Origin of the sequence: Colwellia piezophila ATCC BAA-637 (assembly GCF_000378625.1) — a bacterium.
In the GTDB taxonomy this organism is placed as follows: Bacteria; Pseudomonadota; Gammaproteobacteria; order Enterobacterales; family Alteromonadaceae; genus Colwellia; species Colwellia piezophila.
Genome location: NZ_KB905160.1, coordinates 565,524 through 583,718 on the forward strand (window position 1 = coordinate 565,524; position 18,195 = coordinate 583,718).

Here is an 18,195-nt window from a genome sequence, read left to right on the forward strand (position 1 = left end):
GGTTCAAAGCGTCAATTTTACTGTGTCCAGTATGTTTTATGGGGTTTGTTATTCCGAAATGAAATTTATTATTTAAGTGGAGCCTGGCCGTAACCTATTTTGTACCCCGTACTATTAAGTACTTATTGTAAATAATAATCACTAACGTATAATCGTTATACATAAAACCTTGATGGTTTGCTAATAAGTAAACTCTCGATCACATTCTCTCATTACAACAGTGGTATTAATAAATGAGTCAGTCATTCAAAATAACTAAACTTGCTGCTTGCACGGTATTGCTATTGGCTTGCGCTAATGTCTTTGCAACGCAGTGGTTTGTTGATCCTAACGGTAGCGATGAGAACCTTGGTAGCCTAGAGGCACCTTTTGGTAGTATTCAAAAAGCCGTAGATGTTGTACAGCCAGGTGATACCATTTATTTGCGCGGCGGCAATTACCATGAGGAAGTCAATGCCACTAACCTTCAGGGAACACAAAACGCGCCGATTAAAATTACCAACTGGAATGGTGAGTCCGTTCGACTGGACGGCTCTAGTAATCTAAACAGTTTAGGTAGTAATGGCTGGACGTTAATGGGGGAGGGCGAAGGCCATCCCAATTGTGCCAACAACTGTTATAAAACCACCATTAATCAGGACATTTGGCAGCTGTGGGTCGACGACCGTATGCAAGTAGTGGCGCGCTGGCCTAATGTTACTGTAGGCCATCCAACTGACCCCATTCATTTAAAGGCTGATAAAATTACTCCGGCTGATGGTAGTTGGTTTGATAAGGCCGGCACTTGGGGGCATATGGCCAATAGCTGGAACTACGATTCGGGTTCAAACACCAGTACAGTAGAAAATAATGTGCTGTTTAATAGTTTATCGACCGGTAATGATGCGCAAGTCAGTTTTACCGGCGGCTCCATTATCCTCAATTACCATTCTGAATCTCAGTTCTCCCGGGTGATTACCAACCATACACCGGGCAGTAATTCTATTAGCCACGACGGCGTGATTAACCCGAAGGATAAAGGCTCAGGTCACTTTTTAGTGGAAGCTAGGGATGCGCTGGATATGCCAGGTGAATGGTATTACGACCTTGATAGCGGAGAAGTTTGGTTGTGGCCAGAAGATGGTCAAGACCCAAGCGGAAAAGAGGTACACGGTAAAACCCAATCCTATGCCTTTGATTTTAGTGGCAGTAGTTATCTGACCATTGAGGGGTTGGAGTTTTTTGGTACTACCATTATCTCACTAAAAAGTAATGATTCTGATCATCTCACCATCAATGACAATAGATTCCTCTATCCATCTTGGTATCGACGTATATTGCGCGAGCATACTATCTTTTCTAAAACGGTTGATGGTGCCTTGCAACACACTGGCGGTAGCGATGTCGGGGCGACTATTCTAACCGGTGATTCATTGTTGATCAGTAATAACGAGTTTGCCTATGGTGATGCCACCATTGATTTGAGTGAAGGCAATCAGAAAGTCGATAATGTGGTGACCAATAACTTGTTTCATCACTGGGGCTTGACCGGCATGGCCGGGCCGATTCTGGATATGAACTCCAATAAGGGAAATTCAGAGCAGTCATACAATACTTTTCACACCCATGGTGGTCAGTTAATGTTTAAAGGCTCCTATGTCAAGGTTAACTGGTCACGCGCTTCTTACTGGGGGTACTTTAAGCAAGATGGTGTCGCTTTTCAGTGTGGCGGTAAAGGCTCTGTCGGCAATGTTCGTCATCACATCTGGGTACATAATGCCTTTAAAGGCGGGGTGCGCTGGGATGGTGAAGACGGCGGTATAGCTGATCAACAGGGTGGTCTTGATCATCACCTAGCCGGAGCCAACCTGCCGAGTATTGCCAAAATCAAGGGCGATTATCATCAGGTTTATCATATGAGTGGTGCCTTGCCGCTGAATGGCAGTGCTTCAATGATCAATATTGATAATATTACACGCGGCGGTAATTCGGCAGAGCCCAGTGACCAGCGCAACCAGAACACTAGTACCTACAACAATCTTGCTGCCGGTATTTCGGGCGATCCTAACAAGTTTGAAGCACTTAATGGTGAGAATAGTAATAACTGGAACGGTCTATTACATACCGATTTAGGAGATACCGCTGCCGCTCAGTTGCGCGACGCCAATAATCTCGACTTTCGACCTGTTGATGGCAGTGCTGTGATTGATGCCGGTATCGTATTACCCGGTATTAACGATAACTACATTGGCAGTGCGCCAGATATTGGCGCCTATGAGCACGGTGATAGCAATTACTGGATCCCAGGTTACCGCGCAAAAAACAAAGCCAACAGCCCGGTACCTATAGATAAAACCCTGACGGCTAAGAGTGATGCCGACTTGATGTTTTTAGCTGCGCGCAATGCCGCGAGCAACAAAATTTATTTTGGCATCAACCCTAACAGCTTGGACTTGTTAGCCGACAATGTTGAGAATAATAATAACATTGTCGAGCCGGGTGAGTTGACAGCCAACACTACCTATTACTGGCGAGTAGACACTGTGCTGAGTGATGACAGTGTAATAACTGGCGATGTCTGGTCGTTTACCGTCGGGCAAACTATCCAGAGCATGACGATTATCGTCAGTGAGGATGTTGACGTTCGCTCAGACAATCCTGATACCAATTACGAAGGCAACTCAACGCTTTCTTTTCGTACCCCCAGTGATGGCTTAGAAGATCGCCGTGCCTACCTAAAGTTTAATGTCGATGTAGAGGGGGACATTATCAGTGCCACCTTGCGTATGCACAGCTCGGGGAGCAAGGTAGTTGATATAGAAGTATATGCTGTTAGTGATACCGACTGGATCCCAACAGAGGTGACTTGGAATCAACGACCTATTATTGATGGTCCAGTCGTTGCCACTGGTAGTGTTGAAAGTGATCAATGGGGAGAGTTCGATGTCACCAGTGCCATCAGCAATGGCACAGTATCACTCGCGCTTAATCGTTTACCACATACCAACAGGAAGAACCTTCATGCACTTGAATCCGGTTTTGGGGCAGAGCTGGTTATTATTTACACCTCGGGCAATACTGATCTCGTGCCTTTCTCCCTCAGCGGTGTCACTGCTGAGGATGAACTAAAATCCATTTTTGTCAGTTGGAATGCCAGTGTCGAGCAAGATGTGGTGGGCTATAAAGTCTATCGCCGTGAGCACGATGAAGATTTTTTCGATAGCGCCATTCATCCTGGGTTGTTGACACAGAGCAACTATGAAGATACCAATCTGGTGTTAGGACAGTCATACCAGTATGTCGTGCGCGCCGTTGATGCAGCAGGGCTGCAATCGGATAATTCAGCGATAGCAAACGCTACTTTGTCCGATAACGATCAAGATGGCATGAGCGATAATTGGGAGTTGGCTAATGGCTTAGATATAACGGTTGATGACAGTGCCGGTGATTTAGATAACGATGGCATAACCAATATTGAAGCATATTTAGCCTATAGCGACCCAGTGGTAGACGATGGCACAGGTGACGATGGCACCGGCGATGACGGCACCGGCGATGACGGCACAGGTGATGATGGCACAGGTGATGACGGCACAGGTGATGACGGCACAGGTGATGACGGCACAGGTGATGACGGCACAGGTGATGACGGCACAGGTGATGACGGCACAGGTGACGACGGCACAGGTGATGATGGCACAGGTGATGATGGCACAGGTGATGATGGCACCGGCGATGATGGCACAGGTGACGATGGCACCGGTGATAGCAATCTAGAGCCTGAAGATACTCAAGCTAAAAAAAGTGGTGGCGCTATTGATTACTGGATACTGCTTCTATTCGCTTTATGGCTACTAGTACCGGTAAAGCGCGGTAGTAGATAAAATTCATTTTTAATTCAATTAAAAATCAGTTAAAGGTCGCTAACAACAAGTGTTTTGTTATCGACCTTAAAACACTCTGCTCTTCAGTTCTTCCTTTATAAACAATCCTAAACCCTCCACATAATGCTCTTAGCAGAAAGACTATGCTTTCATTCGCACCAGTCAGTGGTTTCCTGCTCTGGCTACATTTAACTTGGCTGTTCTTATTGGTTGCCTTAGCTTGTTGCTTAATGTAAAGATTTTGTGAGGTTATGTAAGGTATTGTTTATTTATAGTTGACTGAGGTTAGTTTATATACTATCGTGGTTTTTGTAAGTAATAAACACTAAAAAGGTCTTTCAAGACAACGGAGAGATGTTTTAGTCTTTAGCTTTGGTGATGATATAGTAATGAAGATTAGTTTGGGTATGTATTGTGTAGGTTGGGCGGCAAGTTGGTATTGGCTTTGATGTATGCATATTGGCGATTTTAACAGGCAAGCTGACAATAAATCTTTACGGATATTGTAAACTAAAGACATTAAATAAAAATAATTACAAGTAGAATATTTTAAATAACAATGACAAAAACAAGCGAAAATGTTATGGGGACAGCATGAATAAATTTAACAAACACAAACTTGCCACGGCAATCGGAATCATTTGTTTATCGAGCAATTTCTCGGCTATGGCCGCGACTAATTTAGTGACCAATGGTGATTTTGAGTCACCTTTATTACTAGATGGCACGGTTTGGCTACCTGCGGTTAAAAACCCAGTAGTTGCACGTTTCTTGGATCCGGATTTATCAAGTCAAGTGGCACACATATCAAGTCGTAAAAAGTATTCTAGTACCATAAAACAAATAGTAGCTTTAGAGCCTGGTAAGACATATAACCTTTCAGGCAAAGCGAAATCTACTGAATTCGTTGGTTTTACCTGGTCATATCAACCAGTTGGCGGTGGTAATACCGCAATCTCGCTCGAGCTAGTTAACTCAGGTGGTGCCTGGGTAGATATAAATTCTACCTTTACTGTTCCTTTAGATGATGTTGACCCTTCAGGTGATTTTAAGATATGGGTATTAACTGGCCAGAAAGATGCTGATGGCAATAACCTTCCTGTAAATGATTTATTCTTTGATAATATCGTGCTAGTTGAGGTTTTCGATGACGATAGCGATGGTGTTATTAACGATGATGATGCCTTCCCAAATGACGCCTCAGCTTCTCTTGATAGTGATAGCGACGGTTATCCAGATAGTTGGAATGAAGGTAAATCAGCAGCTGATTCCACCTCATTGCCGGCACTAGTCAAAGATGCCTTTCCAACGGATGCCGCGGCTTATCTAGATACTGATGGTGATGGTAGACCAAATAGTTGGAATGAGGGTAAAAGCCAAGCGGACTCTACCTCAGAGCCAGTATTAGAGTTAGATCTCTTTCCCGATGATGCAACCAATGGTCAAACCGACAGCGACTTAGATGGCGTTGCCGATTTAGACGATGCCTTTCCTAATGATATTTCGGCATCAATAGACAGCGATAATGATGGTTACCCAGACAGTTGGACTGAGGGTAAAAGCCAAGCTGATTCAACCTCAGAGCCAGTATTAGCGTTAGATGCCTTCGCGCAAGATGCTGCGGCTTATCTTGATACTGACGGTGATGGTTACCCCGACAGTTGGAATGACGGTAAGTCAGTAGCTGATTCAACCTCAGAGCCGGTCTTAGCGTTAGATGCCTTTGCGCAAGATGCTGCGGCTTATCTTGATACAGACGGTGACGGTTACCCAGATAGTTGGAATGAAGGTAAGTCAGCAGATGATTCAACCTCAGAGCCGGTATTAGTGATAGATAACTTCCCGGAAGACGCAACTGAAAACATAGATACTGATGGCGACGGTGTAGGTGATAATGCCGACCCCTTTCCAAACGACAAATATGATGGTGTCATTCAACCCGGTTCAAAACTATCTAAAGCTGACTCTTATGAAAATAGAGCGGTGAAAGATTATTGGACTGCGTACGATATTTTAGGCGAACGCCTCGATATTATGCGCTTTCATGTCAGTGCTAGCTTAAATTTAACACCAGAAGATGAAGCTGGTAGAGCAGATTATCCTGATGTTGATGCCTGGTTGGCAGTTAATCCTGACTGGAAATGGTCAACACCTGAGCAATTTACAGCCCTGCACGGTTTTTATGATGCTGCAGAATTACAAGATAACATTGATGCTTTCTTAATGTTAACGGGTGACCAATGGTCGACTTGGTCAAGACCAGGTAAACCGTCGAAATGGTTAGTGCTAACTAAAGACACCAGCGTAGCGAATCAGAGTAATTTGCCGGTACTGAAATATACCGTAACCGAAGAAGTTTTTAATGAAGTTGCCACAGGCACTGAATTTAAACTGGGAAATAGTGTTAACGCGGCAGCTTTATTAGTACGCGTTGTTAATTTTGATCCCAATGCCGATGATGATGATGACGGCGTTAAAAATGGTGATGATCATTTTCCAAACGATCCCCTTGAATGGCAAGACAGTGATGGTGATGGCGTCGGTGATAACGGCGATGTATTCCCTAACGATCCTAATGAGAGTGGCGATGCCGATGGTGATGGCATTGGCGACAACGCTGATACTGATGCAGACAATGACGGTATCCCTAATGAACTAGACGCCTTCCCAATCGACAGTGAGCAAAGTCTTGCGGTTAATATTGTTGGCCTTGAGGATACCACTGAAGGTGAATCGTTAACTATCGACGCCAGTGGTACTGCTATGGGCGATGAACAATTAACCTATAGTTGGCAGCAAATCTCAGGCTCGGATCTTAGTGTCGGCGAAAGTGGTGCTATCTTAGTTTTTGATGCCTTACCTAATGTTATGGTAGATGAAGAAATTGTACTTAAATTGACGGTGAGCAATGGCGTACATACCGTTACTGAAAATGTGTCATTTATGATTAAAGCGATTCCTTCCTTTGTCACAGTACAAGCAAGCTTAATTGGTGGTGAGCAAGTTGAAGACGCTTCAGGTGCGATGAAAACTATGCTTAAACCAGGCACGACTATCGAGTTAGACGGTAGTGCCAGCGACAGTTTAGATGCTAATTTAACCTACCAATGGCGACAAACACGTGGACCTGTAATCAAGCTCATAAATGCTAATCAAGCTAAAGCAAGTTTTGTTGTGCCAAGCAAAAGCAGTGATAGCAAAGTAGGCTTTAAACTGGTTGTCTCTAATGGTCAGAGTCATGAAGAGGCGACAGCCGTTGCTGTAGTGTCTGCTGAAATTGAAACACGGAGTGATAGCGGTGGTTCATTCGGTTTATGGTCATTGTTGTTGGTTGGCGTAGCATTGTTTAAGAAAAAAACTATAAAAATAATAAATACCAGAGTTAGGGGGAGCAAATAATGAAGTCATTTAAACTCGCTAAGTTGAGCAACGCATGTCGCATTGCGCTGCTAGGCACATCATCAATGTTAATGTGTAGTCCTGCCGTTTTTGCTGCAGAAGAGAGCCAAGAAAACGATACCGTCAAAGACAAAACTGAAGTTATCGAGGTTACCGGTTACCGGGCATCAGAACTAAAATCGAGAGATCTTAAAAGAGAAGCAGTAGGGGTTGTTGATGCTATCGTTGCTGAAGATATTGGTAAAATGCCCGATGAAAATGTTGCTGAAGCCTTACAACGTATAACAGGTATTTCAATTACCAGAGAAAATGGTGAAGGCTCACAAGTCAGTGTTCGCGGTATGGCGCCGAATCTCAACAGAATTACCATTAATGGTAAAACCTTAACCTCTGCAGGGGATGATCAATCCGTAGGCTTAGAGGCATTCTCTTCAGGGCTGCTTGAGCGTGTAGAAGTATTTAAAACTCCAGGAGCAAACCAAGTAGAAGGCTCTTTAGGGGGCAGCATTAACCTGAAAACGCGTCGTGCATTAGATTCGAAGCGCAGAAAAATAGTTGTTGGCGCCCACGCGGATTACTCAGACCTATCTCAAGAACTCGACCCTAAGTTGCAATTTACCTATATCGATCAATTTTTTGATAAGAAATTTGGTTTTGCCGGTAATTTGAATTACGAAAAGCGTCATAGTCGACAAGATGGTTTAGAGGTCTCTGGTTATATTATGCCGACCTCAATGACTGGCGGTAAAAAAAGGGCCGGTGATCTTATTACCGACCCCGCCGAGGGCTTGCTACATAGCTTACCTGAAGGTCATCCTGATCGAATGTTTAATGGCGAAGATTTAGGTCAATTTGGTGCCGCTCGTCCAAATAAGTTTAACTTCCGTCAGTACCAGGAAGTGCGCGAGCGCATAGGTGGCTCTGCCAGTTTTGAATATCGTCCCGATGATTCCACCGAATTTGTCCTTGATTTCGGTGTTTCAGCGTATGAAATACAAAAAGATCGTTTTCAATTAACCTTAGGTCCTGATTATGTTAATCCAGACACCATGATTTTAAATGATAACAATACGGTAACTTATGGTGATACGTATTTAACCACTGCCGATGGACTGCCTGATTATGACAAGATGGGCAACATGACCAGTAACAACTCATTTTCTACCAGAGAGCAAATAAACTATATTGGTGGCTTAGAGGCGACGAAACACTTTGACCGACTTTCAATCAAAGGCTCTATAGGCTATTCGTATACCGAATTAGAAACACCAGAGGCATTCACCTTTACTTTTAATACCAGTCATGCTGGTGTTCGTACACCTTATAGTTACGATTTAAGGCTAGGAGATATGCCGTCAATGCTGTTTGCTGTGCCTGGCGCTGAAAACGATGCATCCCGATATACCATACAAGCGGTTAGATCAGGTACTGATACGACTGTAGATGATGAAGTGGCTGTCCAATTTGACTTAGATTACGAACTCGATTTTCACTGGATTCAAACCCTAGAATTTGGCGTACGTGCAACTCATCGAAATAAGGATAGGTTTAATGATTCACCACGTATCACTTCAAGTGACGAAGGTGTAAATGGTTACAATTGGGAAATGACCATGGCTGATGAGGGTGTTCAAGCAGAATTCCCGGTAGATGATTTTTATGACGGTGTTTCAGGAAATACTATTTCGAGTTGGCCTGTTGCTGATATCGATGGCACCTTAGCCGCTTTTGGCATAACCAAAGAAGAGTTTCGAAACCTTAACGCGGCAAAACCGAGTCTACTGCAAAGCTTCAATATAGCAGATTACACCGAAGCCATTTATGTTATGGCAAATTTCGAAAATGACTCTGGCGCACTGGTAGGTAATTTTGGTGTCCGCTATGTTATGACCCAAACCACAAGTACTGGTGGTGTAAAAGAAGGTGATAATGTTGTTATCACCGATTTTGAGCACGATTATAACAATATCTTACCGTCATTAACTGTACGTTATTCGTTGAACGACGATACCATTTTAAGGTTTGCGGCGGGTCGTGTTATGGCACGTCCATCATTCGCAGATATAGCACCTAAATTAACCATTTCTACGTCAAGTGGTAAAGTAAAAGGTGGTAATCCTTATCTGGACCCCTATATTTCAGACCAAGCCGATCTCAGCCTAGAGTATTATGCGGGTAAAACGGGTATGGCTTCGATTGGACTATTCTATAAGAATATTGAAGATTACATACAAAAATCAACAATTTCTGCACCTATTTCTGATGGTAACGGCGGTTGTATCACTGGCGGAACTGACACGAATGACGCTGGCTGTGAAATATTCGAAATAACCCGTCCATTAAATGGTCCCTCCTCAGACGTTTTTGGTGTAGAGGTAAACTTGTATAAAGATTTAGATTTTTTACCGAGTTATTGGTCTAATTTCTCTGTTAAATTTAATTATACTTACAATGATAGTACCGCGGTAATTATTGACCCTAATACCGGTGAAGTAGTAGAAGGCACTGACTTACCGTTAGAGGGCATGTCACAACATACCACCAACTCAACCTTGTCTTATGAAACCGAAACCATTGGTATCCGTTTATCACATAACTATCGTTCAGAGTATTTAAAATCGGCTTTTGGTTCGCAAAGTAATGCTCAATATGTGAATGCTTATCAACAATTTGATTTATCGGCCTCGTACCAAATTACCGAGAACGTTAAATTTGTCGTTAAAGTTAACAATCTAACCGATGAAGCAAAAACAGCTTACTTTGATCAATTACCCTACTGGGAACAAATTGGCTCTACAGAGCGACTTAAATATTACAACACTAACGGACGTCGATACTCACTAGGCTTAACCGCGAGGTTCTAATAGCAATAAGCTAACAGCTGAAAACCTTTTCTAAATGAAATAACCCTCTTCGCTAATGCGAGGAGGGGGAGTTTCACTTCAATGTATATTCTAAACTGAATGTAAAGCTATGTAAATTACCCCTCCTTAATATAGACTTTAAATAACTTATAGTTCAAGGTGGGTTTTATAGGTAAAGGTCACGTATTGGATCTGCTGATATTCTTTTAGAATTATTATTAAGTTTCCCAATACTCTTTTAATTTATGCATTCAAATTTATTAAAGTCTCTAATAAAAAATATAAGGTATTAAAATGAGCCCAACTAATTTTAATCAAAAAAAGTCTAACGCAAAAACTTTAATGATATCCGGCCTGCTTAGTATAAGTGCAGTAACCACAGGTGTTTATTCTGCAGAAATATATGCCGCAGAGCAGCCAAATATTATCTATATTCTGGCGGACGATATGGGTCAGGGTGATACTACTGTTTATAATCCAGCCAGTAAAATAGCAACGCCTAGCCTAGACCGCTTAGCCAAAGAAGGCATGACTTTTAGTAATATGCACTCTAATTCTAGTGTCTGTACACCGACTCGCTATGGTGTGATCACCGGGCGTTATGCTTGGCGCACAGAGCTTAAAAATGGCGTACTTGGCGGTTATAGCCGTCATCTGATTGATCCCAATCGTGAAACAGTACCTTCGCTATTAAAAAAGCAGGGTTACGATACGGCCATGTTTGGTAAGTGGCACCTGGGCATGGATATGGCCAGTACCGATGGTAAAAAAATCAAGGGCCACGAGGGTAAAAACGCCGACTTGTCTCAAGCTATTAAAAATGGTCCCAATGTCAACGGCTTTGATTATTATTTTGGCATAGCTGCTTCGCTTAACCATTCCCCACACGCCTTTATCGAGAATGACCGCGTGTTAGGAGAGTTACACTTTATCGCCAATAAAAAAGAGAAAAAGAAGTTGGGTATCGACGGTAAGATGGGCTGGGCTGCCAAAGGCTGGCGTCAGGATAATGTCCAAAATACCTTTATCGACAAAACTATCGAATGGCTCGAGCAGCACCAGAAAACGGCCAGCGACAAACCCTTCTTTGTTTACTTGCCCCTTAACTCACCACACTCGCCTATCGCGCCTAGTGAGAAGTTTATCGGCAAAAGTGGTTTAAGCCCTCATGGGGATTTCACCATGGAAATGGATTACGAGATTGGCCGCCTGTTGAACAAATTGGATGAATTGAAGATTGCCGATAATACTCTGGTGATTTTCACTTCTGATAATGGCACCTCGCCTAAGGCCAAACTTGAGCCGATGCAGGCACAGGGTCACTATTCTCATATGGGCTACCGCGGTCTGAAAGGCTCGATATATGAAGGTGGCCACCGAGTGCCCTTTATTGTGCGCTGGCCTGATGGTGTTAAAGCAGGAACAAAAACTGATTACCACGGCTCACTGGTGGATTTGATGGCGACCGCTGCCGAACTCACTAATACCAAGCTAGCCGATAATGCTGGTGAAGATAGCGTTAGCTTCTTACCTGTATTAGCAGGTAAAAAAGTCGATGATTCGCTGCGCGGTGTGGTCTATCACTCTGATGCCGGCGCCTATTCTATCCGTCAGGGTAAGTGGAAGCTGATATTACATGAGTCCGGTGGTAGCCGTCGCTCTAACCCCAAGGATAAAAATAACCCTGTAATAGCAGCGGGTGACATTCAACTATTCGATATGGATAACGATCCTACTGAGCGTGTCAGCATTCATAAACAGAACCCTGAGATAGCTACTAATCTGATGAAAGTATTGGAAATCCAAATTAACAGTGGTCGCAGTGCTGGTACGGGACCGGCTGCCAATGATAAAATTGATGCCAAAAGTCAAAGTAAGTGGCAGAAAAAACTTGGCAAACATATTACGTTGTAGTGTTTCGCAGTAGTGATACAAATGTTATTCAAGTTATTCCCGGCAAGCAAAAGTTTGCTTGCCGGGTTTATACCTGAATAGTTTTAGAGTAGACAGCAGGAAGAATAATGAAAAAAGTGACGGTAAAAATCATCAGCCTTTGTATGGTGCTGTTAGTAAGTTTATCTGCCCAAGCCTTTGTGCAGACACAGTCCGATACAGCCACAGCCAAGCGTCCCAATGTTATTGTTATTATGACCGATGACCAGGGCAATAACTTAGGTTACTTGGGCAATCCCTATCTTAAGACCCCAAATATCGATCAATTGGCCGCACAGTCAATTCGCATGACTAACTTCCACCAAGAAAATAAATGTACTACGAGTCGTGCCGCTTTGATGACAGGTAAAGACTCGTTTCGTACTGGCGCATGGCGTACCAGTAAAGGTCGTTCAACCATGCGAGCTGAAGAAGTCACCCTCGCTGAAATGTTTCAGGGGGCGGGTTATAAAACCGGTCACTTTGGAAAGTGGCATTTAGGTGAGGCTTGGCCTACTCGGCCAATCGATCAGGGCTTTGCTGAGTCGGTACAACTGAAAACGGGTGGTATCGGTCAAATTGCCGATTATTGGAATAATGATTATATTGATGATACCTATTATCACAATGGCGTAGCTAAACCTTATAAAGGCTATTGCACCGATGTGTTTTTTGATGAGGCGATGCGTTACATCAAGGAAGTGAAAGACCAGCCTTTCTTTATTTACCTAGCGCCTAATGTCGCTCATGTACCTTTTATTGTTGATGAAAAATATTCTAAGCCCTTTGAAGAGGCTGGCCTTGTTAAAAAGCAGGCGGTATTTTATGGCATGATACAAAATCTTGATGATAACTTTGGTCGCTTAGATGCCTTTCTTAAGGAGCAAGGGCTGAGTGAGAATACCATCATAGTCTATACCACGGATGACGGTGCCTCGGGCACTAGCTTCATCGGTAAAGGCAAGGATGACCATGTCACTAAAGGCTGGAACATGAACATGCGTGGCGGTAAAGGTTCACGTTTTGAAGGCGGACATCGAGTATTTGCCAATATTAAATATCCGCAAAGTGGTTTAACTGGCGACAATAATACCCTCACGGCTATTAAAGATGTCTATCCGACTCTGCTCGATATCGCCGGTATTAGTTACCCTGATGGCGTTAAACTTGATGGTCGTTCATTTGCGCCTTATTTAAAAACCGCACTTGATCCTCAAGATGACGAACGACCTATTTATATTAATTATTATAACCCGAAGCGTTGGGACAGCCGCAAAGACGCTAGTGTTATCTACAAAAACTGGCGCCTAACTAGCGCGACTGAATTGTATGATATAGATAGCGATTGGAGTCAGGTAAATGATATCGCCAAGTTGCATCCAGAGTTGGTGAAAAAACTTAATAGCGGCTACGATGCCTGGGACAAGAAAGCTCAGCAACTTGTTCGAACCGATATCGTGCGCTTTGTGCTTGGTGATAAGCAACATCGTGAGATTATCATGACCGGACAAGATCACTGGACCAACAACGGCTGTAATCCTTTTCGACAAGACTCAGCTCGCGGCTTAGTAAAATGTAACGGACCGCTCAAGGTGAAATTTATCAATAGTGGTAAATACAGCTTTACTCTGTCACGCTATCCGCTTTATACCGCTATCCCATTCTCAACGAGCTTTAAAGAGAGAACAACCGAACCATTAGACAATTATTTCGCGGCACAAAACGCGCGGTTAAAGGTCGGTGAACAGCAGCTTGAAAAGATTATTAGCGGTGACGATAACCAAGTAACTTTTACCATGAATATTGATAAAGGTGAGATGGATATTCAAAGTTGGATAAGTGGCCAGTTGCTTGATACAAAAGGCAGTAGTAATAAGGGTGAGCATAAAGTCGCACCGGCATATTTTGTCACCGTTAACTACCTCAGTGAATAATTGATTAGAATTGCTCTAAATCTTCCTCCTCGCCAACAGGTGGGGAGGTTGATAGTGCCGCCACAATGACTTTACCAGCAAATACATCAAGAACAATAACAGCATAAGACCAACAACTTCCTGTCCAGATATACGTCATACCAAGGCTAATGAGTCGTTATTCATTACAGAAATATCTTTTCAGGGGATAAAAACCGGTTAAAACGGGTTTTATATATAATGATCACTCCAGTGGGCGTTACATCTTCTTTTGTAATGAACTCAGTCGAGTGATTAAAAACTTTACCATTAATGGAGTAAACTCTTTATGAAAGCCAGTAGACTATTTTTAATTGCATTTTTACTTTCTAGTTTTCAAGTACAGGCAGTAAAGCACGATTCATTCTCAATTGCAGCGTATTGGTTCAATGGCGGTTGGGATCATTATGATGCGGAAGCCGCTAAGTATCTCGATGAAGTCATCATTTTCGCGGTTGCTCCAGAGCCTAAAACGGGTGGCATTAACATAGTTTCTGTCGACGAAAAAACAGCTAATGTTAACTATCGTCGTAGTAGTGGTATTGGTCTAACAACAGCAATGATTAATACCTTGGTAGCTGATGCCAAAAAGTACCAAGTAAAAACAACCCTGGGTATTAATGCTATGGGTAAAAAAGAAATTTATTTTGATCAGTTGGTAGAGAATAACAAACAAGATGAATTCGCTAAAAATATCCGTGACTTATGTCTTAAGCATGGTATTTCCGGGGTTGATCTTGATTATGAACACCCTACAAGTGATAAAGATGTTCAAATACTGGCTTCGATTTTTACGGCGTTAAATAAGGTGTTGAAGCCAGAAGGAATAACAGTCTCAGGTGCTTTTGCTTCCAAAAAGAAGTTCTCGCTAAAATTTTTAGAGCAACATCATGGACTGTTGGATCAAATCAACATAATGAATTACAGCAAAAAACCTGAACAGTTTATAAAGGAGCTAAATACCCTGGTTACTAAACATAAGGTGCCAAAAGAAAAACTTTATGGCGGCATTGCTTTTTATGCCAAAGAAGTTGCTAGGCGCAAAGGGCGGGGTAAACATGAAGTAGAGTATCGCGATATAGTAAGTGCTATTGCTGTTACCAATGAAGAGGATGTGTTCAAAATGCCAGCCGCAGATGATGCTAGTTATATGATGACGCTAAAATACAGTAACAATAATAAAAGTCTTAAAGAAAAAATTGAGTTCTTGAAGTCAAACGGTTTTGGCGGGGCAATAATATGGGCGCTTAATCATGACGTTGCTGTGACCAATCCTCATTCTAGAGTACGGTATTTACGTAGCTTAGCTGGCGATAGAGTATTGTAATTTAAAAGCATATAGCAGCCCTCTGTAATGACGATATTTAGGGGGCGTTTTAATTTATATGTCAGCTTAAATTTTTAACTATCTAAACATTCTTCAAAATAAACCACTAACGATAAGCAAAATATCCCACTGATAAATGGGCATAGTCCATTTATCAGTGGCGTTTAATAACCGGTATAAATTAGCCCAGCCTAGCCATACTACTCTCATGAGGGCACGCGGCTATTGTCTTTTTTAGTCCCCTTAGTCTTTGTTAACTTTCGTTAGCTATGTCAGTTTTCTAAATTGACAACTTCAACTTCAACGTCATAGATAACTTCAAAAACTCGTAAAAGATAGAATGACTATATCACCACTCATTCTGCTTGATCTAATGTCACCCATGTCATGCTAAGTGCTCACTTCTTTATACGCAATGGTATATTACCGTACAAACATGTTCTGGATATTCGAAGTAAACCATGGCATTTATACCATTCAAATAAGTTTGTACCCACTTGTGTTCAAGTGCATCAAGGGCTAACTCTGTAGATTCAATCGTTGGCGCAGGTATACAGGTAAATCGGTTTTATTGCCTCTGGAAAACCTATTAAGCCAACTTCTTTCGCTTTGTAATGATACATCAAGCCAAACAGTCAGGTATTGGCTAGCTAGCGGTAGTTGCTGCCAGGCTTTTCATTCAGGGGTAAGCATGTCGGTTAGCATGCCTTTAGCTACATTCATGCAGTACATATCTACGATATGTTCATTAATATCACCATAGCTGCTATCTATACTGAATATGGGTAGGGTGATAACACAAGCAAAAAAAGGCCCGCCATATTACTATGACGGGCCTTTAACGATAAACTTTTTTACCGTTATTAAGCTAGTTTTCTTAACCTATTCGGTTAACTGCTTTGTTTAACCGTTATACTTAACCGTGACAAAATAACCTGGCACAATAAGCTCTTGACCTTCTTTGAATTTCACCTTTTTCTCACCATTAACTAAGAAAGTACCCGTGATCCAGCTCTGTAGGTCCATTTCACCGGATTTTAGCTTCAAGTCAAAGCTCACTGATTTCTCATCACCTTTAAGGGTTTTATTGTATTCCTTATCGCCGATGACTAGACGTGCATGTTTGACGTCAAATTCACTTTTATAGACCTTTTCACCATAGACTTTACGAACATTCACACGCATAGGGATATTAGTATAAAGTGGGTAGCGCGATAGCGTGACGGTATAGCTGCCGCTATTGACAAAATTTACCTTTAGCGGTCCGTTACAGGTTTGTAGCAGACGAGGAGAACCTTGACTAAATGGGTTACAACCTTTGTTGGTCCAGTGATCTTGGCCGGTCATGACAATTTCAGGATGTTGCTTATCACCAAGGATAAAGCGTACTACATCATTACGTACATGTACTTGTGCTACTTTATCCCACTCTTTGTACTCGGCATTAAGTCGCTCCATTAGTTCAGGGTGTTGCTTAGCGATATCATTTTTTTGACCTGGGTCTTTAACAATATCGTAAAACTCAGTACCGCCAACTAAGCGCCAGTTTTTATAGGTAACGCTGGAAAATTTATTACTGTCCCATTTTTTCGGATTATAGTAGTTGATGAAAATCGGACGCTCATCATTTTCTGGGTCTAATGGTTTTTTAATGAAAGGAGCAAAAGAACGACCATCGACCTTAACACCTTTAGGCATATCCACACCGGCAATCTCTAACAGGGTAGGGTAAACATCTTTTACTGCTATTAAGGTATTGTTGTCACCTGTAATACCACTTTGCGGGTATTTCATGTTAGCAAATACTCGATGACCACCTTCATAACGTGAACCTTTACCGCCACGTAGACCCATGTTCCAACCTTCTGTTACATGATGATCTTTGCCCATACCAATGAAGCTTGCACCCGCTGCACCATCATCTGTGGTGTATAAAATAATGGTGTCCTCGGCTAAACCTTGCTTTTCTAAATAGGCAGTTAAACGACCAACGTTATAATCTAGGTTGTGTACCATACCGAAGAATATCGCCTGTTTCTTGTTAACACCGGCATCAATCAAAGGCTGGGAATATTTTTCTTCCACTCTAAAGGGCAAATGTGCCACATTCGGTGCAAGATAGATAAAGAATGGCTTATCAGATTTTGCCGTCGCCTCGTCAATGAAGCGCATGGTTTCGGAGAAGAATACATCGGTACAGTAACCTTTATACTTCTTCGGAACCCCATTGTGGTAATAGGTATCATCCATGGTATCGTTGCCCCAATAATCAGCAATCTGGCCAATACCACCTGTTTTAAGCTGTACGGAATCATCAAAACCCTGATCCATCGGACGAGTCGGCCAGGCTTCACCAAGATGCCACTTACCAAAGTGACCGGTTTGATAACCGCCTGCTTTAAAAGCTTCAGCCAAGGTAACTTCTTCGGTGCGCATGGTAGAACGGCCCTTACTAGTACGCCAAGCACCGGTACGGAATGAATCTTTACCTGTCATCAGCGATGCACGACTGGTGGTACACTTATTTTCCTGATGGAAATTAGTAAAGCGAATGGATTCATTCGCTAACTTATCAATATTTGGTGTTTTTAAGTGTGGGTTGCCTAAATAGCCAAGATTGTTACCTTGGTCATCGGTCATAATAACAATGACATTAGGCTGTTTCTTCGCATGTGCATGACCTACCGTTACGAGCAAAAGTATAACGCTCGTCAGTAAAAAAGTTATTTTATTCATGTTACCGCCTGAGTGAAAAATTTAACTTAATGGGTATAGAGCATGGTAAAATACCGACTAAGCCTTAAGTGTGTTTTGCCTATAATATACATAAGAGGTGTAAAGGCAAATATTTATTACAT

The 18,195-nt window shown here is 42.4% G+C and carries 8 protein-coding genes; 6 read left to right on the plus strand and 2 right to left on the minus strand.

The genetic code is table 11. From position 1 onward, the window contains the following. Positions 1–233: 233 nt before the first annotated feature. The 5 genes from F580_RS25320 (at position 234) to F580_RS0102425 (ending at position 13,992) form a co-directional block, all read left to right on the plus strand. Positions 234–3,863 carry a CBM96 family carbohydrate-binding protein gene (locus F580_RS25320; RefSeq protein ID WP_019026102.1) on the plus strand — a complete coding sequence of 1,210 codons (3,630 nt, stop codon included), beginning with the start codon at positions 234–236 and terminating at the stop codon, positions 3,861–3,863. A gap of 594 nt (positions 3,864–4,457) precedes the next feature. After that, on the plus strand, positions 4,458–7,262 hold the full coding sequence (locus tag F580_RS0102410; RefSeq protein ID WP_019026103.1) for a PKD domain-containing protein: 2,805 nt from the start codon (positions 4,458–4,460) through the stop codon (positions 7,260–7,262). Next, positions 7,262–10,126: a TonB-dependent receptor gene (locus F580_RS0102415; protein WP_019026104.1), complete on the plus strand. Its 2,865-nt coding sequence runs from the start codon at positions 7,262–7,264 to the stop codon at positions 10,124–10,126. Before F580_RS0102410 ends, F580_RS0102415 begins: the two co-directional genes overlap by 1 nt. A gap of 294 nt (positions 10,127–10,420) precedes the next feature. After that, positions 10,421–12,040, plus strand: a complete 1,620-nt coding sequence (locus F580_RS0102420; protein WP_019026105.1) for a sulfatase family protein — start codon at positions 10,421–10,423, stop codon at positions 12,038–12,040. Between the two features lie 107 nt (positions 12,041–12,147). Continuing rightward, complete coding sequence (locus F580_RS0102425) at positions 12,148–13,992, plus strand: arylsulfatase (RefSeq protein ID WP_019026106.1); 1,845 nt, start codon at positions 12,148–12,150, stop codon at positions 13,990–13,992. 4 nt (positions 13,993–13,996) lie between these two features. Here F580_RS0102425 and F580_RS27075 read toward each other — a convergent pair whose 3' ends face one another. Next, the gene (locus tag F580_RS27075) at positions 13,997–14,131 is read right to left on the minus strand and encodes a hypothetical protein (protein WP_019026107.1); all 135 of its coding nucleotides are present in this window, start codon (positions 14,129–14,131) and stop codon (positions 13,997–13,999) included. A 168-nt stretch (positions 14,132–14,299) separates the two neighbouring features. On the opposite strand from F580_RS27075, the gene F580_RS0102435 reads away from it, so the two are divergent. Next, on the plus strand, positions 14,300–15,337 hold the full coding sequence (locus F580_RS0102435) for a glycosyl hydrolase family 18 protein (RefSeq protein ID WP_019026108.1): 1,038 nt from the start codon (positions 14,300–14,302) through the stop codon (positions 15,335–15,337). 903 nt (positions 15,338–16,240) lie between these two features. Here F580_RS0102435 and F580_RS0102445 read toward each other — a convergent pair. After that, complete coding sequence (locus F580_RS0102445) at positions 16,241–18,073, minus strand: arylsulfatase (protein WP_019026110.1); 1,833 nt, start codon at positions 18,071–18,073, stop codon at positions 16,241–16,243. Positions 18,074–18,195 lie beyond the last annotated feature (122 nt).